The sequence below is a fragment of the Rouxiella sp. Mn2063 genome, from assembly GCF_049319665.1.
Classification (GTDB): domain Bacteria; phylum Pseudomonadota; class Gammaproteobacteria; order Enterobacterales; family Enterobacteriaceae; genus JBMOUD01.
In genome coordinates this window covers 259,051-284,656 of record NZ_JBMOUD010000004.1, presented here as the reverse complement: position 1 = coordinate 284,656, position 25,606 = coordinate 259,051, and the positions used below count along the sequence as shown (strand labels likewise).

Here is a 25,606-nt window from a genome sequence, read left to right as displayed (position 1 = left end):
TTTCAGGCTATTCAATTACTCTATTTCAGTGATGATTTGATAAAGCTCTTCATCGCTTTGCGCGCCACGTAAGCGGCGACATACGCCTTTATCAGCCAATTTCTTGGCGACTAAAGACAAGGTATGTAAGTGGGTTTTACATTGATCTGCCGGAACCAGCAAGGCAAAAAGTAGGTCCACGGGTTGATTATCAATGGCGTCAAAGGCGATAGGTTGCTCAAGTTGGATAAACACGCCAACGGCTCGCAGCGTATCCTCTTCCAGTTTACCGTGAGGGATAGCTATCCCTGCACCAATACCGGTACTGCCCATACGTTCGCGGGTTAAGATCGCATCGAAAATGACCTGCGGAGCCAGATTCAGTTGTTTGGCTGCTAGCTCGCTGATAATTTCCAGCACGCGTTTTTTACTGGCGCATTGGACGTTACTTTTGGTGCACTCGGCGTTTAAAACCGAGGTTAACTGTAGTGCTGAATCGTTGTTCATCTCATCTTTCGCTTAGGTGCGTTTTTTTGCTTAGGCACATTTTCGCTTAACTAGGTTTATCGCTTAAGTGCGTTTTCACTTAGGTGCATTTTCACATAAGTGTCTTGCCCTTTGATGCTTATCGGCCCGGACCTGGGGCCACGAGCCGATGTGCAAAACTGTAGCCTTAGGTGCTACGAGTAAGGTCAGTGCTGTTTCAGTTTATCTTTATGCTTGTTGAGCTGTCGGCTCAGTTTATCAATTAAACCGTCAATAGCAGCATACATATCCTGATGCTCCGAGGTGGCATGCAACTCGCCGCCGTTCACGTGCAGAGTAGCTTCTGCAACTTTCTCTACTTTTTCAGTGCTTAATATCACATGAACCTGATTGATTCGGTCAAAGTATTGCTCAAGTTTGGCAAACTTTGTGGTCACGAATTCTCGCAATGGATCGGTGATATCAACGTGATGTCCGGTAATGTTGAGCTGCATAATGTCTTCCTTCTCTGTTGAGGTCAAACTAACTGTTTGCGTTGGTTTGACGGCGGGATGGACAAGGACTCTCGGTATTTTGCAACAGTACGGCGGGCCACCATAATCCCTTGATCGGATAGCATCGTGGCCAACTTGCTGTCACTCAATGGTTTGACGGGATTTTCCGCCGCGATCAATTTCTTCACCAATGCACGGATAGCGGTTGATGATGCCTCGCCACCGCTGTCTGTATTGACGTGGCTGGAGAAGAAATATTTCAGCTCAAAAATACCGCGCGGGCTGTGCAAAAACTTTTGCGTGGTGACGCGCGATATGGTTGATTCATGCATTTCTACGGCACTGGCGATATCGGCCAACACCATCGGTTTCATATGCTCTTCACCCAATTCAAAGAAGGCTTGCTGCTGTTCAACAATACAGCGGGTGACTTTTAATAATGTCTCGTTGCGGCTTTCCAGACTTTTGATCAACCATTTGGCTTCTTGCAGATTACTACGAATAAATTGGCCGTCGCTGTCGTTACGTACCGAATTACCCATAGCCGCATATTGCTGGTTGATTTTTAAGCGAGGGATGCTGTCTGAATTTAATTCGACGGCCCACACTTTGCCGATTTTTCTCACCAAGACGTCTGGGATCACATATTCGGATTCGCCAGTGTTGATCGATTGGCCTGGGCGAGGGTCCAGCGACTGAATCAGTTGCATCGCACCTTTCAGTGTATCTTCTTTTAGGCGGGTTGCTCGCATCAGCGCGCGGAAATCGTGGTTGGCGAGCAAATCTAAATGTTCGCTGACGATAAGTTTAGCTTCACTCAGAAACGCGGTTTCGGTGACATATTGCGAGAGTTGAATGAGCAGGCAATCGCGCAGATCGCGTGCCGCGACGCCAACAGGGTCAAAACGTTGCACGCGTTTGAGTACGGCGGCAACCTCTTCCATGCTGACTTCTTCATCACCCATACTTTCGAGAATGTCATCGAGTGACACGGTCAAATAGCCAGTATCGTCAACCGCATCAACGATTGATGTGGCGATAGCGCGGTCGGTATCAGAAAACGGTGTCAGCTCAACCTGCCACATCAGATAGTCTTGCAGCGTTTGGGTGGTTTCGCCTTGATAAACGGGCAATTCATCATCGCTGTAGTCGTTACCCATACCTGAAGGCGTGCCTGCGGTATAGATTTCGTCCCAGGTGGCATCTAGCGGTAGCTCCTCTGGCATATCTTTTTGTTCGAGGGCTTCGCGGGTATCCAAGTCTTCGCTATCGACGCTCTCTTGGGCGTCGATTTCACCATGTAAGTCGGTTTGTTCCAACAATGGGTTACTTTCCAGTGCGAGCTGGATTTCTTGTTGGAGTTCAAGCGTAGACAGTTGCAACAAGCGTATCGCCTGCTGTAGCTGTGGGGTCATGGCCAATTGTTGGCTGAGCCTGAGTTGCAAACCTTGCTTCATATCTTGGCTGTACTTCCGTTAATAACGAGAACCTATTCGGATACCACTCATACTATTTCTGAACGGTCATACTGTTTTCGAGCATTGCTACACAACATTATTTCGCACAACATCAGGTTATACAACGACGCCTACTTGGCAACGTTACAAGCGGAATGCTTCACCCAGATAGACGCGTTTTACTTGTTCATCGGCGAGAATATCCGTTGGTGAGCCGTGGGCAATCAATTGGCCTTGGCTTACGATATAAGCTCGCTCACAGACGTCGAGAGTTTCACGCACGTTGTGGTCAGTAATCAGAACCCCGAGGCCGCTGTCACGCAAATGTTCGATGATCTTTTTAATGTCGATAACGGAAATCGGATCGACCCCGGCAAAGGGTTCATCAAGCAGGATAAACTTAGGATTCGCGGCAAGTGCACGGGCAATTTCCACACGGCGGCGTTCACCACCAGATAGCGATTGACCGAGGTTATCGCGCAAATGTGAAATATGGAACTCTTCCATCAACTCATTGGCACGGTCGTTACGCTGCTCTTTGCTGAGATCGTCGCGGATTTCCAAGACGGCCATTAAGTTGTTGTAAACGCTCAGGCGGCGGAAGATCGAAGCTTCTTGCGGCAGATAACCGATACCGCGACGAGCACGAGTATGCAGCGGTAACAGGCTGATATCTTCTTCATCGATAATGATGCTGCCTGCATCGCGCTGGACGATGCCAACAACCATATAAAAGGTAGTGGTCTTACCCGCACCATTTGGTCCTAGCAAACCGACAATTTCACCTGAATTTACGGTCAGGCTAACGTCTTCAACGACTTTACGCCCTTTATAAGCCTTAGCCAGATTTTTTGCGATTAATGTTGCCATAAGCTATCAGTTACTCTTTTTCTGGCCGGCTGCTGCAGCGGGCTTTTTATCCTGCAATTCATTCGGCACCAGCACAGTGGTGACACGTTTGCCTTTATCGCTGAAAGCTTCCATCTGCTGTTTTTGCACCAGATAAGTAATGCGATCGCCTTTGACGTTGCTATCTAGCTGTTCAAGGTAGGCATCACCCGTCAAGGTAACCAAGTCGGTGGCGACTTCATAGCGTACTTTCAGCGCGTGGCCGGTAATAGGTTTGCCATTGTCCTGCATCTGATAGAAAGTCACTGGATTGCCGTAACCTTCTACAATCTCTTTGCCTGACTGGCCTTGTGGTCGAATGACGACGACTTTATCGGCTTTTACCTGAATCGTTCCTTGATTGACAATTACGTTGCCAGTAAAGGTGGCGGTATTGGTGTTGACGTCCAATGCCTGATTATCCGAATCGATTTTAATCGGTTTAGTCGTGTCATCTTTCAGCGCGAAAGCCGGAATACTGACGGCCAAAAGCGTGCTGGTAATCAAGAAGTTACGGATTTTGTTTTTTGTTTGGAATTTCATAAGAGGTATTTACCTTTTCGATCAGCTCTGCGGTTTTATTCCGCAAATTCCCACGCATTTTCATGCCATTAGAGGTGAAGTCAGTACCGTACAATGTGACTTCGTCATCTGAGGAGACATCTTGAGTAGTCAGATTGACTTGAGCATTGTCTGTTTTAATTCTTTGTAACTGAGACGTTGCTGGCGTCAAACTGTCTACCTGTACATGGCCGTATAAATACAGCATTTTGTCATTAGTCAGTTTGGCGCGGTCTGAGCGGACTGTCCACGTTGGAACCGCATTCTCGTCGTACATCGTCATGACCGGATTGGTAAACCAACTTAACTGATCGGTAGTGTAATATTTGACCTCATCCGACACCAGTTTGTAATTCAGTTTGCCGACAGGGCTATAAACTACCGTGACAGTATGCTGGCTTTGGTAAGTCGGCTCTTGATCGTTGGTTGCCACTGGTGTTGTTTGGTTGCTGTTATCGGACATTGTCCAACCAATCAGTACCAACACAATAATGGCCAGGACGATGGTTATCCAAAGCTTTATTTTACTCATATTGATAGCCCCTTGGCGTCTTCTAGCTTGCCCTGAGCCAGTAAAATCAGGTCGCAAAGTTCTCTCACTGCGCCGCGTCCGCCAGCAATTTGGGTCACATAATCGGCTTTAGGCAACAAAATGGGATGCGCATCTTTAACCGCAACAGACAGGCCCACTTTTTCCATGACTGGCCAGTCGATCAGATCATCACCAATATAGGCGACCTGATGAGCTTGCAGCGACAGTGTATCTAAGAGTTCATTGAAGGCCAAAAGCTTATCCGATTGCCCTTGGTAAAGATGGCGAATGCCAAGTGTATTAGCACGATCTTCCAACAATTTCGCATTGCGGCCGGTGATAATCGCCACTTCGATATCTGAGGTCAGCAGGCAGCGGATGCCGTAGCCATCACGGACGTTAAAGCTTTTAAGTTCTTCTCCTTGATTACCCATATAAATCAAACCATCAGACATCACACCATCGACATCACAGATCAGCAGGCGGATGGCGCTGGCGCGTGCAATAACCTCTGCGCTAACCGGGCCATAACAGGTCGCAACCTGTGCTGCGCTATTACTCATGTGGGCAGTTCCTTATGGAGAAGCTCGTCATTTCAAACCTACTGTCATTTCAAATCTATAGTAATTCTGGTCGTGATCACACCACGCCTGCGCGTAGCATGTCGTGCATATGCAGCACACCCAATAGTTGGTCACCGTCAGCCACCATCACGCAGGTAATATGACGCTCTTGCATGATGTTGAGTGCATCTACCGCCAGCAGAGAAGGGCGCACCCGGATACCACCGGTCGTCATGACATCGGTAATCTTGGCTTCGTTGACGTTAACGCCCATATCAAAGATACGGCGTAAGTCACCATCGGTGAAAATCCCTTCGATTTTCATCAAATCATTGCAAATAACCGTCATTCCTAGGTTTTTGCGTGTGATTTCTAGCAGCGCATCACGTAAAGATGCATCGCGGCTAATGTGTGGAATTTCACTGCCAGTATGCATGATATCACTGACGCGTAGCAGCAGTTTACGTCCCAACGCACCGCCTGGGTGTGATAGTGCAAAGTCTTCTGTGGTGAATCCACGCGCCTGCAATAGCGCTACGGCTAATGCATCGCCCATCACCATCACAGCCGTAGTACTGGTGGTCGGTGCTAAACCTAATGGGCAAGCTTCTTGCGGCACGCTCACACAAATATGAACATCGGCAGCTTTGCCCATTGAGCTTTCAGGGTTAGCCGTCAGGCAGATAAGCGTAATCGACTGACGTTTTAACACCGGGATCAGCGCGAGAATTTCATGAGATTCGCCGGAATTGGAGATAAGGATCACCACGTCCTGTTTTGACACCATCCCCAAATCGCCGTGGCTGGCTTCTCCGGGATGCACGAAGAAAGCGGGGGTGCCGGTACTGGCGAAGGTGGCAGCCATTTTGCGCCCCACGTGCCCAGATTTACCCATTCCCATCACAATCACTTTACCGGTGCACTTAAACATCTTTTCGCAGGCGCGATTAAAGTCATCGTTGATATATTGGTCCAGCTGCGCCAAGCCTTCACGCTCGGTCTGTAGTACCTGTTTACCTACTTCGCTAAAATCAAAAACAGGATGTAAATCGTTATTTGTCATCGTCAATTCCTGCGACTTGGTGCATTGGAGCGTAGTTATTGCGAATCAATGCTAAACGCCGTTCCAATGCTCTTATAAATTCACGGTTTTAAAACTCGACGCTGCCAGGTATCAAGAACAGCATCGCTAAATAGGCGAAGAAACCACATAACAACAGGGCACCTGCAATATGTCCAATGCGGTGCTTACGCATCAAGCATAGTCCAATGAGCACGACGCTTACCGCCAGCATCACCCAGTAATCCCGGTGAAACGCATCGGGGCTAAAACGTCCTGGAGCGACTAACGCAGGCACACCGAGCACCAGGCATACGTTAAAAATATTGGCACCGATAATATTGCCGAGCGCAATATCGTCTTCGCCTTTTATCGCTCCAGCAATAAACGTTGCCAATTCTGGCAGGCTGGTACCAATTGCCACAACGGTGAGACCGATAATCAGTTCGCTTACCCCAAAATAACGGGCGATAACCGTGGCGTTGTCTACAATCATATTCGCGGCCAGCGGCATGATAATAAACGCCAGCGCCAGCCATAAAAAGGCCACGGTATTGCTACTATCTTGCGGTAATTCGGCGATTTGTTCGCTGGTTAATGTATCTCGCCCCTCTAGTTCGGAGAGTTTGGCAATTTTGATCATCAACGTCAGGAATACACCCGCACTGGCAATCAGTAATAGACCATCCCAACGGCTCAATTCGTTATCGCTTATCAGGAAGCCACAAAGAATGGTCACCAGCAACATTAACGGCAGTTCACGCCGCAGGATATCAGAACGAACGGAAAGTGGATGAATTAGTGCCGCTCCACCCAGAATAAGCAGAATATTCGTAATATTGGAACCAAGCACGTTTCCTACTGCCAAATCCATTTGCCCATTAATGGCGGCAGTTGTTGATACCACCAACTCGGGCAGGGAAATACCTACACCCACGACGGTCATACCAATAATTAAAGGGGGAATACCCATCGAGCTTGCCAGAACAGCAGCACCGTACACCAGACGATCGGCGGCATATACAAGTAGAAACAAGCCGACAATCATTAGTACGCTAGCGAGAAGCATGAAAAATCCTTTCTTGGGTATAATGCGAGGTTCATTGGTCTGGCTGGCAACCAAGGTTTTCAATTAAAAACAGACCCTGGGTGGTGTGTTTTACCCGGTTTGCTTTATATGCTGTAGGATAGACGATGACCGCTTGCATCTTGCTCATCATTTGCTATTGCTGCAGCCTGTTGATTTTGACTGTCTAAGCCTCAAAAGTAAATCAATGGCAACTTTCGTGACAACTTCGTAGTAAGTTTTTGTAAAAATACCAAAAATATATGCAAATTTGACGAGTAGGTGCCCTAACATAACGGATAGTTAAAGGCTCCTATGGTCCAAGGGATAAAAAATGAGCGAAAGCGCATCGAATCTGGTTGAGATTAAAGGCATGAGTTTTACTCGTGGCGATCGCTCCATCTTCGAAGAAATCAATATGACCGTGCCGCGGGGTAAAGTGACCGCGATCATGGGGCCTTCCGGAATTGGTAAAACCACACTGCTTAGATTAATTGGCGGGCAACTGACGCCCGATCGCGGTGAAATTTGGTTTGACGGCGAAAATATTCCTGCGTTATCACGCCGAAAACTGTATGAATCACGTAAAAAAATGAGCATGTTATTTCAGTCTGGTGCGCTATTCACCGACTTAAGCGTGTTTGAAAACGTGGCTTTTCCACTGCGTGAACATAGCAATTTGCCAGAAGAGTTGCTGCGCAGCACGGTGATGATGAAACTCGAAGCCGTTGGGCTGCGTGGCGCTGCCGACCTACAGCCTGCCGAGTTATCTGGCGGTATGGCGCGACGTGTTGCGCTGGCCAGGGCTATTGCACTTGATCCTGAACTGATTATGTTTGATGAGCCTTTTGTCGGGCAGGATCCTATTACGATGGGTGTATTGGTTAAACTCATTGATGAGCTCAACCATGCGCTAGGTATCACCTGCATCGTCGTTTCTCATGATGTACCCGAAGTGTTGAGCATTGCCGATTATGCCTACATTGTTGCTGCGGAGCGCGTCATCGCTGAGGGAACCCCCGAAGAATTACAGACTAACCCCGATCCCCGCGTTCGTCAGTTCCTTGATGGTATCGCCGATGGGCCTGTTCCTTTCCGTTTCCCAGCCGGTGATTACAAAACCGAGCTCCTTGGATGATGGAGTAGTAGATAATGTTAATAAAGACGTTAGCGTCTTTTGGACGCCGCGGGATTCAAATCTGTACGGCGTTTGGTCGTGCCGGGCAAATGCTTTTCGGCGCATTGGTTGGGCGGCCACAGCTTGTTAAGCAATTCCCGTTATTAGTTAAGCAACTGTATAGCGTTGGGGTACTGTCTTTACTGATTATTGTCGTGTCAGGTTTGTTTATCGGCATGGTGCTCGGCTTACAAGGGTATTTAATCCTCAATACTTATGGCGCTGAATCTAGTCTGGGCATGATGGTTGCGCTGTCATTGCTGCGTGAACTTGGGCCAGTGGTCACCGGGCTGTTATTTGCTGGCCGTGCGGGTTCGGCTCTGACTGCAGAAATTGGCCTGATGAAAGCTACCGAGCAAATCTCCAGTCTGGAAATGATGGCGATTGATCCCCTGCGTCGTGTCGTGGCTCCGCGTTTTTGGGCTGGTATGATTTCCATGCCATTGCTGACTATTATTTTTGTGGCAGTGGGCGTCTGGGGCGGTTCATTAGTCGGCGTGGATTGGAAAGGTATCGACAGCGGATTCTTCTGGTCGTCAATGCAAAATGCCATAAATTGGCGAGTGGATTTGCTTAACTGTTTGATTAAAAGCGTGGTTTTTGCCATTACCATTATCTGGATTGCTCTGTTTAACGGTTATGACGCAATCCCGACTTCAGAAGGTATTAGCCGGGCAACGACCCGTACTGTCGTCCATTCTTCATTGGCGGTACTGGGATTAGATTTTGTGTTAACAGCACTGATGTTTGGGAATTGATGCATGAAAACTAAAAAGAGTGAAATTTGGGTTGGCGCTTTTATGATTATTGCACTGTGCGCGGTGCTGTTCATTTGTCTGAAAGTGGCGGACATCCGCTCTTTTGGTAGCGACCCGACCTACCGGATTTATGCAACCTTCGATAATATCGGCGGCTTAAAAGCTGAGTCACCGGTTAAAATCGGTGGCGTAGTGATTGGCCGGGTAAGCAGCATCACCCTGGATAAAAACTATTCGCCACGTGTTGCGATGGACATCGACAGTAAGTACAACCAGCTTCCTGATACCAGTTCACTGGCAGTAAGAACATCAGGATTGCTCGGCGAGCAATATCTGGCGCTGAGCGTTGGTTTTACCGACCCAGAAATGGGGACGTCTATTCTTAAAGATGGCGGCTCTATTCAGGATACGAAATCCGCGATGGTGCTGGAAGATTTGATTGGCCAGTTCCTGTACAAAAGTGGCAATAACGACAATGCGGCCAAACCGGGAGATGCAGAAAAATCTCCTGAAGGTGCAGCACCTGCGGCTCCCGCAGCTTCTAGTCATTAAGAGGAATTCTGAATGTTAAAACGTTTACTTATGGTTGCTTTGCTGGTGGTTGCTCCATTGACTCAGGCCAATGCTGAAGCAGTTGCTGATAAAACTAACCCTTACAGCATGATGAACGCTGCAGCTAAAGCGACATTCGACCGCCTTAAAACTGAACAGCCGAAAATTAAACAAGATCCTAACTATCTGCGTACTATCGTGCGTGAAGAGTTACTGCCATTTGTGCAGATTAAATATGCGGGTGCGCTGGTGTTAGGTCGTTATTACCAACAGGCGACACCTGCACAGCGTGAGGCTTATTTCAAAGCGTTCGGTGACTACCTGCAACAGGCTTATGGCCAGGCGTTGGCCCTGTACCACGGTCAAACTTATGAAGTTGAGCCAGCTAAACCGGTTGGTGATGCCGATATCGTGGCGATTCGTGTGACAATTATTGATAAAGATGGTCGTCCGCCAGTGCGTCTTGATTTCCAATGGCGTAAAAATAGCATCACCAAAGAGTGGCAGGCTTACGACATGATTGCCGAAGGTGTCAGCATGATCAGCACCAAGCAGAGTGAATGGGCCGGCGTGCTTCGTCAGCAAGGCATCGACGGGCTAACCGCGCGCCTGCAATCTGCTGCTGCTCAGCCAATTACCTTGGATCAGAAAAAGTAATGGCAGCCTTAACCTGGCAGACTGGTCCACAAAGCCTGAGCCTTAGTGGCGACTTGGATCGCGAAACGCTGCTACCTTTGTGGCAACAACGGGAGCGCTTGCTGGCGGATGTGAAAAGAATGGATGTCTCACAGCTACAGCGTGTCGATTCTGCCGGTCTTGCTATGCTGGTACATTTGCGTGACCAGGTGAGTAAACGAGGAAGCAGTTTAGATATTTGTGGCATCACCGATCGTCTGCGTACTCTTATTGAGCTCTACAATCTGCAAGAGATAATTCCTGTAGATACGGTAAGTTAGCCAATATTCACGGTGAATTCTGCTTTCAGAGATCAACAGCCCCGGTGTGAAACCCTCATGCCGGGGCTTTTTCTTAGTTTAAGAGTCGGCCGGATTCCTCTAATATGTTCGGCTGTTAACATGCTTGATGAAGAATTGGACCTTATGGAAACTAACGAAATTAAAGAAGTGTTGATGCAGTCATTGGCACTCGATGAAGCGCATGTCACTGGTGATGGCAGCCATTTCCAGGCCATCGTGGTCGGTGCATTATTCGATGGTATGAGCCGCGTGAAAAAACAGCAGACTGTTTATGCGCCGCTGATGGAATACATTGCAGATAACCGCATCCACGCCCTGTCAATTAAGGCCTATACGCCTGAAGAGTGGCAGCGCGATCGCAAGCTAAACGGCTTCTAAGCTGCGGGTCTTACCGGCAGCTCCCGAGAATTAAAAATAAGAGAGTGATAATGGATAAATTTCGTGTGCAGGGCGGTACTCGTCTGAGTGGTGAAGTCTCAATCTCTGGGGCTAAAAATGCGGCACTGCCGATTTTATTTGCTGCTCTGCTCGCTGAAGAGCCGGTTGAACTGCAAAACGTTCCGTATCTAAAAGATATTGATACCACCATTAAACTGCTAAGCCAGCTTGGCACCAAAATCGAACGTAATGGCTCAGTGTTTGTTGATGCGCGTGACGTGAACGAGTTTTGTGCGCCTTACGATTTAGTCAAAACCATGCGTGCTTCTATCTGGGCATTGGGGCCGTTGGTGGCACGTTTTGGCCGCGGACAGGTCTCTCTACCAGGCGGTTGTGCGATTGGCGCTCGTCCTGTTGATTTGCATATCACCGGTCTTGAGCAGCTTGGCGCGAAGATTGTACTGGAAGAAGGTTACGTCAAAGCATCTGTTGATGGCCGCCTGAAAGGCGCGCATATCGTGATGGATAAGGTCAGCGTTGGCGCAACCGTCACTATCATGTGTGCTGCGACCTTAGCTGAAGGCACCACCATTATTGAAAATTCTGCGCGTGAGCCAGAAATTGTCGATACCGCGCGTTTCCTTAATACGCTGGGTGCCAAAATTAGCGGTGCCGGCACCGATAAAATTACCATTGAAGGCGTTGAGCGTCTCGGTGGTGGTGTTCACAGCGTAGTACCAGACCGTATCGAAACCGGGACGTTCCTGATTGCTGCAGCTATTTCTGGTGGCAAAGTTGTATGCCGCAATACCCGCCCAGATACCTTGGACGCAGTATTGGCTAAGCTGCGCGAAGCCGGCGCGGATATTGAAATTGGCGAAGATTGGATAAGCCTGGATATGCATGGCAAACGTGCGAAAGCCGTCACCTTGCGTACTGCACCGCATCCTGGTTTCCCAACCGATATGCAGGCGCAATTCAGCCTGTTGAACCTGGTAGCCGAAGGCACTGGTGTTATCACCGAAACCATCTTTGAAAACCGCTTCATGCATATCCCTGAACTGATTCGTATGGGTGCTCATGCGGAAATCGAAAGCAATACTTTGATTTGCCATGGCGTTGAAAAGCTATCAGGTGCTCAAGTGATGGCAACTGACTTACGTGCTTCTGCAAGCCTGGTATTGGCCGGTTGTATTGCTGAAGGTGTGACGATTGTTGACCGCATTTATCACATTGACCGTGGCTACGAGCGCATTGAAGATAAGCTGCGTCAACTTGGTGCCAAGATTGAGCGTGTGAAAGGCGAGTAATTTATATAAAACTTGCCTCTGCATGTGATTAAAAAAACCGGCTAAGGAGTATCCTGCGCCGGTTTTTTTATTGTCTTACTATCAGAGCACTGTTAGTGCGAAGGGTATTCCTGCACCGTAACGTTGAGCTCTATTTTTTTGCCATTGCGAATAATTTCGACGGGAATAACGGAACCTGGGCGGACCTCAGCCACTTGGTCCATGGTTTCCATCGCGGAAATTGCCGTTTTATTATTCACACTGACAATCACATCATTGGCCTGTATGCCAGCATTTGCAGCAGGGCCATTTGGTGTCACCGCGTTAACGATAATGCCTTGTAGATGGTCCATGCCGCTACCTGGGCTGTGCATTGGTGAGACTTCGCGCCCTTCAATGCCGATATAACCACGGATAACCCGCCCATCACGAATTAACTTACCCATCACTTTGGTTGCCAGCGCAGTAGGAATCGCGAAGCCAATCCCTTCGGGCGTTGCACCATCATTACTTTGGTCAAACGATAGCGTGTTAATTCCCACTAATTCACCCAATGAGTTCACCAAGGCACCGCCTGAGTTACCGCGGTTAATCGAGGCATCAGTTTGCAGGAAGTTTTGGCGTCCTGATGGGCTCAAGCCGATACGTCCCGTGGCGCTGATGATCCCTTGAGTAACGGTTTGCCCAAGGTTATAGGGGTTGCCGATAGCCATGACGACGTCGCCGATATGCGGTACACGGTTGGGATTAATTGGGATCACTGGCAAATTAGTGGCATCGATTTTTAAGACCGCTAAATCGGTCAGGCTATCAGAACCGACTAAGAGTGCGTCAAAAACGCGACCATCCTGCAAGGCCACAATAATCTGCTCGGCATCGTTGATCACATGCTTATTGGTCAGAATATACCCCTGATCATTCATGATCACACCAGAACCTAGCGTGCGGATTTGCAACTGGTTTTGCGAGCCATTGCCCATATTGCGGTTATAAACATTCACGACCGCTGGCGCAGCACGACGCACTCCAGAGTTAAAACTGACTGGCTGTTCGCTATCTTCGCTGAAATTATGGTCAAACAGTGGCTGCGTGACGTTTTTCCGCAGCATAGGCACGAAAGCCAGCAAAATACCGGCAACAATCAGCCCAATAACAGAGGATCTCAGTAATTTAACAAACATGTATTCTGGACGTGTGAAGTAAAATGTGGAGGCAGGATAACATGAGTTAATCGGGCGCAGTATTGACTACGCCCGATTTTCGTATTTTTTAAGGCATTAACAGGTAGATACTTTGGCCTTTACGTAAAACATTCAGTGCGATCAACTCCGGCTTGCTCTCAAGCACCTTACGGAAGGTGGCCAGATCGGCAATGTCCTGCCGGTTTACACCGATAATCACATCATCTTTTTGTAAGCCAATTTGTTCTGCCGGCGAGCCTTTAACCACTTCATCGACGTGCACACCTTTGGTCGCTTTATCCGTTGAATCGCTTAAGGTTGCGCCGGTTAACGCAGGGTTAACTTTCTCAATACCTTCGACTGCATCAGGGCTTTGTGCCAGCGTTACGTTGACATCCATCGGTTTACCATCGCGCAACAGGCCGATTTTAACTGTGACGCCCGGTCCGGCAGTGCTTACCTTGGCGCGTAGTTCGGCGAAGCTGCTCAGTGGCTTATCTTGTAGGCTAATTAACACATCGCCAGCTTTAATGCCCGCTTTGGCTGCAGCGGAGTCTGGCAATACTTCATTGACGAAGGCTCCGCGTTGTTTATCTAGTTTAAAGGCGGTCGCCAGCTCTGGTGTCATTTCACTGCCAAGAATCCCTAACAGGCCGCGCTTCACTTGACCAAATTGAATAATCTGTTGACTCAGGCTTCTCGCCATATTACTCGGGATGGCAAAGCCAATCCCCATGCTGCCACCTTGCGAAGAGAGGATCGCGGTATTGATACCGACCAGTTCTCCTTTCAGATTAAGCAGTGCACCACCGGAGTTGCCTCGGTTGATGGAGGCGTCGGTTTGAATAAAGTTTTCCAGACCTTCCAGATTGAGCCCGCTGCGGCCCAGCGCTGAGATAATCCCAGACGTGACAGTCTGGCCCAGGCCAAATGGATTGCCGATTGCCACAGCAAAATCACCAACCTGCAACTGATCGGAGTCGGAGAACGGAATTGCGCTCAAATTCTTAGCGTCAATCAATTGGATGACGGCAATATCGGATTGATCATCTTTGCCCACTAATTTGGCACTGTACTGACGACCATCGTTAAGTTGCACTGTGATCTTATCTGCGTTGTTAACCACATGATTATTGGTTAGTACATAACCTTTTGCTGCATCAATAATGACGCCTGAACCCAATCCGGAAAACGGTTGCCCATCCTGTTTTTCACTAGGCGCATTAGGACCAAAGAAGAATTTGAACTGTGGCGGCACTTTGTCGCTTGGCGGTTGAGTCCCGGATACCTGTACGCCGACCACGCCTGGCAACGCTTTTTCCAACATCGGTGCCAGACTTGGTAAAGGCTGACCTTCAACCGCAACAGGGAGTGCAGCGTTAGCGGCTGGCAGCGAGGCAAAAGTTAATCCCAAACTGATGGCGAACACATTGAGTAAAAATAACGGCTTCTTCATTAGTCAGATTGTTCTCGCATAAAGTTTAAAGTCAGTGGTCTTAAAAGCATAGACAGGATTGGCAGAGGGGAAGGTAATTATAGAAGAGGCCAGTTACAGCAGGACGTTGCAACTGGCCTTTGATTGCTCTGGATTATTTACGGCGAGGACGATCGCCGCGCAGTAAACCAGAAGAACCTTCAGAATAATCACGCGGCATTTGCACCGGAGCCTGATCGTTGTCTGCTTCTGCGCCCGTTAAGCGGTAATTAAACGGGTTGTCATGTGCAGGTTGATTTGGCAGCAGGCTATTAGAGCTTTGTGCCATATGCTGATACAGCTGACGGTAATCTGTAGCCATATTATCCAAAAGCTCAGCGCTACGAGCGAAATGACTCGTTAGCTCCATACGATACTGCTCCAGCTCGTTTTTACTTTTCTCGATCTCGTTCTGCATCACTTGTTGATCGCGTAATTTGCGATTACCAAAGCGCATCGCTACCGCACCGATGGCGATACCAACCACTAATCCAATGAGCGCGTACTCCCAGGTCATGATGACTCCTTTTTTTGACTTCGTTGTCCAGTGAAGCAATTTGGCGTAATTTTAACACCAAAGTTTTTCCACGTGACTTTCTAAAAGTGGTTTTTTATATCAAACGCAACCCACTATAACCGTTAACCTTGTATTAGTGGAATCCTGTGGTAACTTTCGCAGCGGTGTTGAAAATTATCTGCTGATAGATACAAGCTAAAAATCACGAATAAGTGGATAATTATCGGCTAATCACCCCGAAAATCTGAAAATTTTTTTCTCACGGATGTTGATCAACATGCAACCAACTACGCCGCTTAGTTTATATCAGAGTGCTCTTGATGCCGGAGAGTTCCAACCAGATGCTGTTCAAAAAGAAGCAGTAACGCGTTTAGATGCCATTCATCAGGCGCTAACGGCTAAGTCACCCCAGGCGGAAAAATCTGAAAGCAGTGGCTTGGGTTCACGCTTGGGGCGCTTATTTAAAAAAGAACCGAAAAAAACGACCCAACAACCGGCTCAAGGTCTGTATATGTGGGGTGGTGTTGGCCGAGGCAAAACCTGGCTGATGGACATGTTTTTCCATAGTTTGCCGGGCGAGCGTAAAATGCGCCTGCATTTTCACCGCTTTATGTTACGCGTGCATGAAGAGTTAACGCAGTTGCAAGGCCAAAGCGATCCGCTGGAAACTATTGCTGACCATTTTAAAGCTGAAACCGACGTGTTGTGCTTTGATGAATTTTTTGTGTCGGATATCACCGACGCGATGCTGCTGGCCACTTTGTTGCAGGCGCTATTTGCCCGCGGTATTACGCTGATTGCCACCTCAAACATTCCGCCAGACAATCTGTATCGCAACGGATTGCAACGTGCGCGCTTCCTGCCGGCTATTGCGCTTATCAACCAATATTGTGATGTGATGAACGTTGATGCGGGTATTGATTATCGCCTGCGTACTTTAACGCAAGCCAATCTATGGCTGACGCCGCTAGCTCCTGAAACCGACGCGACCATGAAAAGCATGTTTGGTAAGTTAGCGGGGCAAGATACCGCGGCAGCGCCACTTCTGACCATTAATCACCGCCCGCTGCAGGCGTTAGCTTCTGCCAACGGTGTGTTAGCCGTGGCCTTTCATACCTTGTGTGAAGAGGCGCGCAGTCAACTCGACTATATTGCTCTGTCCAAGCTCTATCACAGCGTGTTACTACACCATGTGCCGGTAATGGGCGCACAGGGGGAAGGAGAGAACGCGGCTCGGCGTTTCCTGGCGTTGGTCGATGAATTCTATGAGCGCCACGTCAAATTGGTTATCTCTGCTGAAGCCTCGATGTTTGAAATTTATCAGGGAGAGCGGCTGAAATTTGAATATCAACGCTGCTTATCTCGCCTGCAGGAAATGCAAAGCGAAGAGTATCTCAAACGAGAACATTTACCGTGATTGCCTGATATGGCCACGATCGACCGCTGATTGAAAATGGAGGCAGGAAATCTCCATTTTTGTCAAAAAAGGGTTCGATTTTTGCCGGGGACTTCTCTATAATCTTGCGACCCCACGTTACAACAAAGTTTTTTTCCCGAAACTTTATAGTGCCGGCAATGGCTATTCGAAGGGGTAGGTTTGCTGGACTGATGGTCGTGTGAACCTCCAATACTTATTTTATAAACAGTGTTTGTAAAAATATTGTTTATAAAAACATATAGGCGTTTGGGTGTTCGCCAACGTGTAACTTTAATTGGGTAAGCTTTTAATGAAAACTTTTACAGCTAAACCGGAAACCGTACAACGTGACTGGTTCGTAGTTGACGCTACCGGCAAGACCTTAGGTCGCCTGGCCACTGAACTGGCTCGCCGTCTGCGTGGCAAACATAAAGCGGAATACACTCCGCACGTTGATACTGGTGATTACATCATCGTTCTGAACGCAGAAAAAGTTGCTGTAACCGGCAACAAGCGTAACGACAAGATTTATTACCATCACACCGGCCACATCGGTGGTATCAAGCAAGCGACCTTTGAAGAGATGATCGCTCGCCGTCCTGAACGCGTGATCGAGCTCGCGGTTAAAGGCATGTTGCCAAAGGGCCCGTTGGGTCGTGCAATGTACCGTAAAATGAAAGTTTACGCGGGTAACGAGCACACTCATGCGGCGCAACAACCGCAAGTTCTTGACATTTAATTCGGGATTATAGGCAATGGCTGAAAATCAATACTACGGCACTGGTCGCCGCAAAAGCTCTGCAGCTCGCGTTTTCATCAAGCCGGGCAGCGGTAACATCGTAATTAACCAGCGTAGCCTGGAACAGTACTTTGGTCGTGAAACTGCCCGCATGGTAGTTCGTCAACCTCTGGAACTGGTCGACATGGTTGGTAAATTTGACCTGTACATCACTGTTAAAGGTGGTGGTATCTCTGGTCAAGCTGGTGCTATCCGTCACGGTATCACTCGTGCACTGATGGAATATGACGAAAGTCTGCGTGGCGAACTGCGTAAAGCAGGCTTCGTTACTCGTGACGCTCGTCAGGTTGAACGTAAGAAAGTCGGTCTGCGTAAAGCACGTCGTCGTCCTCAGTTCTCCAAGCGTTAATTGTTTTCTGCTTCGGCAGACAAACAATATGCGAACAAAACCCGGTACTATACCGGGTTTTTTTATGTCCTAAGCTCATCATATATCTGCCTAAATTGTTATCAGATACACATTTTCCCACTAAATAGTGGTCTGAGTTCCCCACAAAACGAGCAAAATCTGTTAAACTGACCACACTTTTGTGCCCGTTCCTCGAGCAGTTGACGTTGTCACGCTTTCTGGTTGGTTTTATCCCGCCATTGCTTAATCTACGAGACTGCTGGTTCAAGGCAAAGATGATTGTTCAGGATAGCGGCCTGCAGTTGGCTATTCACGGTATAATTCTAGATAAACTTGGAGGTTTTCATGGCTGTCGCTGCCAACAAACGTTCGGTAATGACGCTGTTTTCCGGCCCGACCGACATTTTTAGCCATCAAGTACGTATCGTACTGGCGGAAAAAGGTGTGAGTGTCGAGATCGAGCAGGTAGAAATGGGAAACCTGCCGCAGGATCTTATTGACCTCAATCCCTATCGCACCGTACCAACTCTGGTCGATCGTGAGCTAACTCTGTTTGAATCTCGCATCATCATGGAATACCTTGATGAGCGTTTCCCACATCCTCCTCTGATGCCTGTTTACCCGGTTGCCCGTGGTGAAAGCCGTTTGATGATGCACCGCATTGAAAACGACTGGTACTCTTTGCTGCGCCAAATCGAGCAAGGTTCTGCGTCAGAAGCTGATGCTGCACGTAAGCAATTGCGTGAAGAGCTGCTGGCTATCGCGCCTATCTTTGCTTACATGCCTTACTTTAAAAGCGAAGAGTTCAGCCTGGTAGATTGCTATTTGGCTCCGCTGTTGTGGCGTTTGCCTGAATTAGGCATTGAGCTGACAGGTGCCGGTTCTAAAGAGCTGAAAGGCTATATGACTCGCGTATTTGAGCGTGATGCATTCTTGGCTTCCCTGACCGAAGCTGAGCGCGAAATGCGTTTGCATACTCGGGGCTAAGAGATGGAAATGACCGACATGACCCCGCGTCGTCCGTATCTGCTGCGTGCGTTTTATGACTGGCTGCTGGATAACCAGTTAACGCCGCACTTGGTGGTTGACGTGACGTTACCTGGTGTACTGGTGCCGATGGAATTTGCCCGTGACGGTCAGATCGTGCTTAACATCGCACCGCGTGCGGTTGGTAACCTGGAATTAGGTAATAAAGATGTACGTTTTAACGCCCGTTTTGGCGGCGTTCCGCGCGAAGTCTTTGTTCCTATTTCTGCGGTGCTGGCTATTTATGCTCGAGAGAATGGAGCTGGCACGATGTTTGAGCCTGAACCTGCGCTTGATAGCGACGTTGAATTTGACGGTTTAGACGAGCAGCAGCACACGCCAATGACTGCAATGTCAGTGATCGATGGTGACTTGCCTGATCATCCTGAAGATGATCCAGACGATGAACCACCAACACCGCCACGCGGCACTCGGCCTGCGTTGCGTGTCGTTAAGTAATCGCCAGACTTGAGTAATAGAATAACCCTGCGCAATGGCGTGGGGTTTTTTTTGCCTTGGTGTTGCCTATCACGCTTTATTCAATAAAAAGGTTGTTCTGCCAACTCTCTCCTCTAAGCAATTTTATCTAGCGGTTTCGCCAATAAAAAAGGCCGCTTGCGCGACCTTTTGAATAGCTTGCCAGTATCTGGATTACACTTCGAGGAAGTTCATAATTCCATCTGCCGCTTTGCGACCTTCGGCAATCGCAGTGACCACCAAATCAGAACCGCGAACTGCATCACCACCGGCGAAGATTTTCGGGTTGCTGGTCTGGAAGGCGTTATCGCTGCCTTCAGGTGCCAGGATACGACCTTGAGAATCTAATGCAACGTCGTGTGCTGCCAGCCAGCTCATCTTGTGTGGGCGGAAACCAAAGGCCATCACTACCGCATCGGCTTCCAGGATGTGTTCAGAACCGGCAACAATCTCTGCCTGACGGCGTCCGTTAGCATCTGGTGCACCTAACTCGGTACGTGCCATTTTCACGCCACATACGCGGCCAGAATCGTTCAGCTCAATGCTCAGCGGTTGCAGGTTGAATTTGAACTCAACCCCTTCTTCCCGGGCATTTTTCACTTCACGACGTGAACCAGGCATGTTCTCTTCATCACGGCGATAGGCACAGGTTACGTGCGTTGCGCCTTGGCGAATTGAAGTACGCACGCAGTCCATCGCGGTATCACCACCGCCCAGAACCACCACGCGCTTACGCTCCATATTGATATACGGCTCGTCTGGCTGCTCTTCGTAGCCCATCAATTGCTTGGTATTGGCAATCAAGAACGGCAGGGCATCAAACACGCCTGGCGCCTCTTCATTTTCCAAACCACCGCGCATGGATTGATAAGTTCCCACGCCGAGGAATACGGCATCGTATTCAGCCAGCAGCGTCTCAACGCTGATATCTTTGCCGATTTCAGTGTTCAGTTGGAACTCGATACCCATTTCGGTAAAGATTTCGCGACGCTTGGTCATCACGGATTTTTCCAGCTTGAAGGCTGGGATACCGAAAGTCAGCAGGCCACCGATTTCTGGATGGCGGTCGTAAACTACCGCTTTAACACCGTTACGGGTCAGCACGTCAGCACAGGCCAAACCTGCCGGGCCTGCACCAATGATCGCCACACGCTTGCCGGTTGGCTGCACGTGGGACATATCAGGACGCCAGCCCATCTCGATAGCTTTATCGTTGATGTAACGTTCGATATTACCGATGGTGACGGCACCAAACTCATCATTAAGCGTACAAGACCCTTCACACAGGCGGTCTTGCGGACAAACGCGCCCGCAAACTTCCGGCAAACTGTTGGTCTGGTGAGCTAAGTCCGCCGCTTCCATAATGCGGCCTTCGTTAGCCAGCTTCAGCCAGTTAGGGATGTAGTTATGTACCGGGCATTTCCATTCGCAATACGGGTTACCGCATGACAGGCAGCGGTCTGCCTGCGAGGCTGCCTGAGTTGCTGAGAACGGCTCGTAAATTTCAACAAATTCAATTTTACGGATCTTTAGCGGTTTTTTCGGCGGATCAACGCGCTGTAAGTCGATAAATTGATAAACGTTTTGACTCATCTTAACCTCTTACTGCGCTTGTACCCGCAGCTCAGCTGCGGAACGACTACGGTGACCCAACAATGCTTTGACATCACTGGACTTCGGTTTAACCAAGGCAAATTTCGGTGCCCATTCATGCCAGTTTGCCAAAATCTCTTCGCCACGCGTCGATGCAGTTAACTGCACGTGCTCGGTGATCAATCCACGCAGGTGTTCTTCGTGGATTGCCAAGTCATCAACTTCCAGCACTTCAACCAGCTCTGGGTTAACGCGCTTACGGAATTCACCGTCTTCATCCAGCACGTAAGCAAAACCACCGGTCATCCCTGCGCCAAAGTTCACGCCGGTACGACCGAGTACGCAAACAATACCGCCGGTCATATATTCACAGCCGTTGTCGCCAATACCTTCAACCACGGTAATCGCACCTGAGTTACGCACCGCGAAACGCTCGCCAGCACGGCCTGCGGCAAACATCTTGCCACCGGTTGCGCCATACAGGCAGGTGTTACCAATAATACTGGCTTCATGGCTACGGAAAGCTGAACCAATTGGTGGACGGATAGCAATGCGACCACCTGCCATGCCCTTACCAACGTAGTCGTTAGCATCGCCTGTTAACATTAAATCAACGCCACCGGCATTCCACACGCCGAAGCTCTGGCCTGCGGTACCACTGAAGTTAATGCGCACCGGATCGGCTGCCATACCCTGATCGCCATGTTTCTCAGCGATAGCACCAGATAACAATGCACCCACTGAACGGTCGGTGTTACGGATATCAAAGTAGAACGATTTGCTCTGCTTGGTATCGATATGCGACGCGGCTTGCTCAAGAATGTCTTTGTTCAACTTGCCATTATCAAACGGCGGGTTGCTCTCGGTGCAGTACACCGCTTTGCCAGGATGTGGCGTAGCCGTTTTCAGCAGCGCCGACAAGTCTAGTTTGTTCTGTTTAGCAGTGAAGCCATCAAGCTCAAGCAGTAAGTCGGTACGGCCAATCAAATCGACCAATTGGCTCACACCCAGTTCTGCCATGATTTCACGGGTTTCTTGGGCAATAAACTTGAAGTAATTCGCTACACGCTCTGGCAGACCGTGGTAGTGATTACGACGCAGTTTATCGTCCTGAGTTGCTACACCGGTTGCGCAGTTGTTCAGGTGACAAATACGCAGGTATTTACAACCCAGCGCCACCATTGGGCCAGTACCAAAGCCGAAGCTTTCTGCACCGAGGATGGCAGCTTTAACAATGTCAGCACCGGTTTTCAGACCGCCGTCAACTTGCAGACGGATCTTGTGACGCAAGCCGTTAGCGACCAGCGCTTGCTGAGTTTCAACCAAGCCTAATTCCCACGGGCAGCCAGCGTATTTAACTGAAGACAGCGGGCTTGCACCGGTACCGCCGTCATAGCCAGCGATGGTGATTAAATCGGCATAAGCTTTGGCTACACCGGTCGCGATAGTCCCTACGCCCGGCTCAGAAACCAGTTTGACCGAAATCATTGCCTTCGGATTCACTTGTTTCAGGTCGAAAATCAGCTGTGCCAAGTCTTCGATTGAGTAAATATCGTGATGCGGCGGAGGTGAAATCAGCGTCACACCTGGCACGGAATAGCGCAGTTTAGCGATATACGGCGTCACTTTATCACCCGGCAACTGACCGCCTTCGCCCGGTTTTGCACCTTGCGCCACTTTAATCTGAATAACATCGGCATTGACCAGATAAGCTGGCGTCACACCGAAACGACCGGATGCCACCTGCTTGATGCGTGACACTTTATTGGTGCCATAACGCGCTGGATCTTCGCCACCTTCACCGGAGTTAGAACGACCGCCAAGGGTGTTCATCGCTTCAGCCAAGGATTCGTGTGCTTCTGGGCTCAATGCGCCGATAGACATCGCGGCGGAGTCAAAGCGAGTGAACAGACCTTCGGCGGGTTCCACCTGATCTACTGGGATCGGCTGGCCTTTCGGAGTGATCTGCAACATGTCTCGCAGTGTGGCAACCGGACGCTCATTAACCAATTTAGCGTATTGCTGATAGTCGCTATATTCACCAGAACGCACCGCGGCTTGCAGGGTGTTAACGACATCTGGGTTATACGCGTGATATTCACCACCGTGGACAAATTTCAACAAGCCACCTTGCTCCAGCGTCTTGCGTTTCAGCCAGGCGCGTTTAGACAAGTTTTGCAGGTCTTGTTGGAAGTCACTGTAGCTGGCACCGCCGATACGACTCACCACGCCCTGGAAGCAAACGTCAGTCAGGTCTTTATGCAGGCCAACGGCTTCGAACAGTTTCGAACAACGGTAAGAGGCTACGGTAGAGATGCCCATTTTGGACATGATCTTGTACAGGCCTTTATTGATGCCGTTGCGGTAGTTGAGCATCACTTCACGGTATTGCTTGTCGATAACCTTGGTATCTACCAATTTGGCCAGCGTTTCGTAAGCCAGGTAAGGGTAGATTGCCGTCGCACCGAAACCGATCAGCACTGCAAAGTGGTGCGGATCGCGGGCGCTGGCGGTTTCAACAATGATGTTGGCATCGCAACGCAGGCTTTTTTCTACCAAGCGACTTTGCAATGCACCCACGGCCATTGGTGCTGGCAGCGGCAGGCGGTCTGGCGAGATATTACGGTCAGACAGTACTAACAGCACCGCGCCTTCGCGAACTTTACGCTCGGCTTCATCACACAGCGCTTGAACAAACTGCTCCATATCCTGTTCTGCAGGATTGAAGGTCAGGTCCAGCGTTTCGGCGCGATAATATTTACTGTCGAGCGTGGTTAACTGGTTGAAATCTGAATACAGCAGGATTGGTGATTTAAAGCTCAGACGATGTGCCTGACCTTCGGCTTCACAGAACACGTTCATTTCACGGCCAATGCTGGTCGCCAGTGACATGACATGTGCTTCACGCAATGGGTCGATTGGCGGGTTGGTGACCTGTGCGAATTGCTGACGGAAATAGTCATAAATGACGCGTGCACGGCTAGAAAGCACGGCAAATGGAGTATCGTCACCCATTGAGCCGACCGCTTCTTGGCCATTTTCACCCAGCACACGCAGGATTTGATCCAGCTCTTCGCTGTTGTAGCCAAACTGTTTCTGATAGGTTTCCAGCAAGTAATCATCAAGCTCGCGGCTACCTACCTGATCGTCAGGCAGATTTTCAAACGGCACCAGACGCTGAACGTTTTTCTCCATCCATGCGCGGTACGGATGACGGCCTTTCAGGTCATTATCGGTTTCAGCTGAGTGATGGATCTTACCGCTGCGGGTGTCGATTACCATCAGTTCGCCTGGCCCAACGCGGCCTTTTTCGATTACTTCGTCTGGCTGATAGTCCCAAATCCCGACTTCAGAAGCGCAGGTGATCAGTTTGTCTTTAGTGATGACATAACGTGCCGGACGCAGACCATTACGGTCAAGGTTACAGGCGGCGTAGCGGCCATCTGACATCACGATACCGGCAGGACCATCCCACGGCTCCATATGCATGGAGTTGAAATCGAAGAATGCGCGTAGATCTTCGTCCATATCTGGGTTTTGCTGCCAGGCTGGTGGTACCAGCAAACGCATGGCGCGCAGCAAGTCCATCCCACCGCTCAAGAACAGCTCCAGCATGTTATCCAGTGAGCTGGAGTCCGAGCCGGTTTCGTTAACGAATGGCGCAGCATCCTGCAAATCTGGGATCAGCGGGGTTTTGAACTTATAGGCACGAGCACGCGCCCATTGGCGGTTACCGGTAATGGTGTTGATTTCACCGTTGTGCGCTAAATAGCGGAACGGTTGAGCCAATGGCCAGCGCGGCACGGTGTTGGTGGAGAAGCGTTGGTGGAACAGGCAAATAGCCGATTCCAGACGCAAGTCTGCCAAATCGAGATAAAAACGCGGCAGGTCGGCAGGCATGCACAACCCTTTATAAATATTCACCGCATTAGAGAAACTACAGACGTAGAAATCTTTATCGGTAATACGTTTTTCAGTACGGCGACGCGCCATATACAGGCGACGTTCCATATCACGTGGACGCCAGCCAGCAGGGGCGTTCACAAAAATCTGTTCAATGCGCGGCAGGGAGGAAAGCGCTATTTCGCCCAATACGTCCGGATTGGTCGGCACATCGCGCCAGCCAACAACAGACAGGGTTTCGTTTTGCAGTTCTTCTTCAATAATGCGGCGGCTGGCAGCAGCCTCTTCCTCGTCCTTGCTCAGGAAGATCATGCCAACGGCGTAGTTTTTAGCCAAACGCCAACCGCGCTCTTCGGCGATCATGCGGAAGAAACGGTCTGGTTTTTGTAATGACAGACCACAACCGTCGCCAGTCTTGCCGTCAGCAAGAATTGCGCCACGGTGTTGCATACGTGCCAGCGCGTGAATCGCTGTACGCACGACTTTATGGCTAGGTTCGCCTTCTATATGGGCGATCAGGCCGAAACCACAGTTGTCCCTCTCTTGGGATGCATCGTACAACATATAGTGAACCTCCCCAGGCTCTGCGAGACTCTCACACCAATTGCGAGGGTGCATAATGACGAAAATATCCCAACCGGCTAACGCACTCT

Annotated in this window: 26 protein-coding genes; 12 read left to right on the top strand and 14 right to left on the bottom strand. The window is 49.4% G+C overall.

Annotated features, from left to right (window positions below; genetic code table 11):
* Positions 1-15: 15 nt before the first annotated feature.
* The 9 genes from ptsN to ACL9RG_RS08760 all read right to left on the bottom strand — a co-directional run bounded on the left by ptsN (position 16) and on the right by ACL9RG_RS08760 (position 7,089).
* On the bottom strand, positions 16-486 hold the full coding sequence (gene ptsN, locus ACL9RG_RS08800; protein ID WP_422792214.1) for a PTS IIA-like nitrogen regulatory protein PtsN: 471 nt from the start codon (positions 484-486) through the stop codon (positions 16-18).
* 185 nt (positions 487-671) lie between these two features.
* The gene (gene hpf / locus ACL9RG_RS08795; protein WP_422792213.1) at positions 672-959 is read right to left on the bottom strand and encodes a ribosome hibernation promoting factor; all 288 of its coding nucleotides are present in this window, start codon (positions 957-959) and stop codon (positions 672-674) included.
* A 23-nt stretch (positions 960-982) separates the two neighbouring features.
* On the bottom strand, positions 983-2,416 hold the full coding sequence (gene rpoN, locus ACL9RG_RS08790; RefSeq protein WP_422792212.1) for an RNA polymerase factor sigma-54: 1,434 nt from the start codon (positions 2,414-2,416) through the stop codon (positions 983-985).
* A gap of 144 nt (positions 2,417-2,560) precedes the next feature.
* On the bottom strand, positions 2,561-3,286 hold the full coding sequence (gene lptB, locus ACL9RG_RS08785) for an LPS export ABC transporter ATP-binding protein (protein ID WP_422792211.1): 726 nt from the start codon (positions 3,284-3,286) through the stop codon (positions 2,561-2,563).
* A 6-nt stretch (positions 3,287-3,292) separates the two neighbouring features.
* Positions 3,293-3,847 (bottom strand): lipopolysaccharide ABC transporter substrate-binding protein LptA, encoded by a 555-nt coding sequence (gene lptA, locus ACL9RG_RS08780; RefSeq protein ID WP_422792210.1) that lies wholly within the window; start codon positions 3,845-3,847, stop codon positions 3,293-3,295.
* Entirely contained in the window at positions 3,816-4,397 is a 582-nt protein-coding gene (gene lptC, locus ACL9RG_RS08775; RefSeq protein WP_422792209.1) for an LPS export ABC transporter periplasmic protein LptC, read from the bottom strand. The genes lptA and lptC overlap by 32 nt, the downstream gene beginning before the upstream one ends.
* On the bottom strand, positions 4,394-4,960 hold the full coding sequence (gene kdsC, locus ACL9RG_RS08770) for a 3-deoxy-manno-octulosonate-8-phosphatase KdsC (protein ID WP_422792208.1): 567 nt from the start codon (positions 4,958-4,960) through the stop codon (positions 4,394-4,396). Before kdsC ends, lptC begins: the two co-directional genes overlap by 4 nt.
* A 76-nt stretch (positions 4,961-5,036) precedes the next feature.
* Entirely contained in the window at positions 5,037-6,023 is a 987-nt protein-coding gene (gene kdsD / locus ACL9RG_RS08765; protein ID WP_422792207.1) for an arabinose-5-phosphate isomerase KdsD, read from the bottom strand.
* 88 nt (positions 6,024-6,111) lie between these two features.
* Positions 6,112-7,089 (bottom strand): calcium/sodium antiporter, encoded by a 978-nt coding sequence (locus ACL9RG_RS08760; RefSeq protein ID WP_422792206.1) that lies wholly within the window; start codon positions 7,087-7,089, stop codon positions 6,112-6,114.
* A 331-nt stretch (positions 7,090-7,420) separates the two neighbouring features.
* Here ACL9RG_RS08760 and mlaF point away from each other — a divergent pair, with 331 nt between their 5' ends.
* The 7 genes from mlaF to murA all read left to right on the top strand — a co-directional run bounded on the left by mlaF (position 7,421) and on the right by murA (position 12,238).
* Positions 7,421-8,224: a phospholipid ABC transporter ATP-binding protein MlaF gene (gene mlaF / locus ACL9RG_RS08755; RefSeq protein WP_422792205.1), complete on the top strand. Its 804-nt coding sequence runs from the start codon at positions 7,421-7,423 to the stop codon at positions 8,222-8,224.
* Positions 8,225-8,238: 14 nt separating this feature from the next.
* Entirely contained in the window at positions 8,239-9,021 is a 783-nt protein-coding gene (gene mlaE, locus ACL9RG_RS08750; RefSeq protein WP_422792204.1) for a lipid asymmetry maintenance ABC transporter permease subunit MlaE, read from the top strand.
* 3 nt (positions 9,022-9,024) lie between these two features.
* The gene (gene mlaD, locus ACL9RG_RS08745) at positions 9,025-9,573 is read left to right on the top strand and encodes an outer membrane lipid asymmetry maintenance protein MlaD (protein ID WP_422792203.1); all 549 of its coding nucleotides are present in this window, start codon (positions 9,025-9,027) and stop codon (positions 9,571-9,573) included.
* Between the two features lie 12 nt (positions 9,574-9,585).
* Positions 9,586-10,230, top strand: a complete 645-nt coding sequence (mlaC, locus tag ACL9RG_RS08740; RefSeq protein WP_422792202.1) for a phospholipid-binding protein MlaC — start codon at positions 9,586-9,588, stop codon at positions 10,228-10,230.
* A complete protein-coding gene (gene mlaB / locus ACL9RG_RS08735) occupies positions 10,230-10,529 on the top strand; it encodes a lipid asymmetry maintenance protein MlaB (RefSeq protein WP_422792201.1) in 300 nt (99 codons plus the stop codon). Before mlaC ends, mlaB begins: the two co-directional genes overlap by 1 nt.
* A gap of 144 nt (positions 10,530-10,673) precedes the next feature.
* Positions 10,674-10,928 (top strand): BolA family iron metabolism protein IbaG, encoded by a 255-nt coding sequence (gene ibaG / locus ACL9RG_RS08730; protein ID WP_422792200.1) that lies wholly within the window; start codon positions 10,674-10,676, stop codon positions 10,926-10,928.
* A 50-nt stretch (positions 10,929-10,978) separates the two neighbouring features.
* On the top strand, positions 10,979-12,238 hold the full coding sequence (gene murA, locus ACL9RG_RS08725) for a UDP-N-acetylglucosamine 1-carboxyvinyltransferase (RefSeq protein ID WP_422792199.1): 1,260 nt from the start codon (positions 10,979-10,981) through the stop codon (positions 12,236-12,238).
* Between the two features lie 92 nt (positions 12,239-12,330).
* Here murA and degS read toward each other — a convergent pair whose 3' ends face one another.
* The 3 genes from degS to zapG all read right to left on the bottom strand — a co-directional run bounded on the left by degS (position 12,331) and on the right by zapG (position 15,389).
* Positions 12,331-13,398 carry an outer membrane-stress sensor serine endopeptidase DegS gene (gene degS / locus ACL9RG_RS08720; RefSeq protein WP_422792198.1) on the bottom strand — a complete coding sequence of 356 codons (1,068 nt, stop codon included), beginning with the start codon at positions 13,396-13,398 and terminating at the stop codon, positions 12,331-12,333.
* 88 nt (positions 13,399-13,486) lie between these two features.
* The gene (locus tag ACL9RG_RS08715; RefSeq protein ID WP_422792197.1) at positions 13,487-14,854 is read right to left on the bottom strand and encodes a Do family serine endopeptidase; all 1,368 of its coding nucleotides are present in this window, start codon (positions 14,852-14,854) and stop codon (positions 13,487-13,489) included.
* A 133-nt stretch (positions 14,855-14,987) separates the two neighbouring features.
* Positions 14,988-15,389: a Z-ring associated protein ZapG gene (zapG, locus tag ACL9RG_RS08710; protein WP_422792196.1), complete on the bottom strand. Its 402-nt coding sequence runs from the start codon at positions 15,387-15,389 to the stop codon at positions 14,988-14,990.
* 277 nt (positions 15,390-15,666) lie between these two features.
* Between zapG and zapE the strand changes: the two genes are divergently transcribed.
* From zapE to sspB, 5 genes are all read left to right on the top strand, one after another.
* Positions 15,667-16,806 (top strand): cell division protein ZapE, encoded by a 1,140-nt coding sequence (gene zapE, locus ACL9RG_RS08705; protein ID WP_422792195.1) that lies wholly within the window; start codon positions 15,667-15,669, stop codon positions 16,804-16,806.
* Positions 16,807-17,116: 310 nt separating this feature from the next.
* On the top strand, positions 17,117-17,545 hold the full coding sequence (gene rplM / locus ACL9RG_RS08700; protein WP_013577239.1) for a 50S ribosomal protein L13: 429 nt from the start codon (positions 17,117-17,119) through the stop codon (positions 17,543-17,545).
* A 16-nt stretch (positions 17,546-17,561) separates the two neighbouring features.
* Positions 17,562-17,954, top strand: coding sequence for a 30S ribosomal protein S9 (gene rpsI, locus ACL9RG_RS08695; RefSeq protein WP_011091939.1), 393 nt, complete (start codon positions 17,562-17,564; stop codon positions 17,952-17,954).
* Positions 17,955-18,299: 345 nt separating this feature from the next.
* Positions 18,300-18,941 carry a stringent starvation protein SspA gene (gene sspA / locus ACL9RG_RS08690; RefSeq protein ID WP_422792194.1) on the top strand — a complete coding sequence of 214 codons (642 nt, stop codon included), beginning with the start codon at positions 18,300-18,302 and terminating at the stop codon, positions 18,939-18,941.
* A gap of 3 nt (positions 18,942-18,944) precedes the next feature.
* Entirely contained in the window at positions 18,945-19,439 is a 495-nt protein-coding gene (sspB, locus tag ACL9RG_RS08685; RefSeq protein WP_422792193.1) for a ClpXP protease specificity-enhancing factor, read from the top strand.
* Positions 19,440-19,631: 192 nt separating this feature from the next.
* On the opposite strand, the gene ACL9RG_RS08680 is transcribed toward sspB, so the two are convergent.
* On the bottom strand, positions 19,632-21,050 hold the full coding sequence (locus ACL9RG_RS08680) for a glutamate synthase small subunit (protein WP_422792192.1): 1,419 nt from the start codon (positions 21,048-21,050) through the stop codon (positions 19,632-19,634).
* Between the two features lie 9 nt (positions 21,051-21,059).
* Positions 21,060-25,517 (bottom strand): glutamate synthase large subunit, encoded by a 4,458-nt coding sequence (gltB, locus tag ACL9RG_RS08675; RefSeq protein WP_422792191.1) that lies wholly within the window; start codon positions 25,515-25,517, stop codon positions 21,060-21,062.
* Positions 25,518-25,606: the final 89 nt, after the last annotated feature.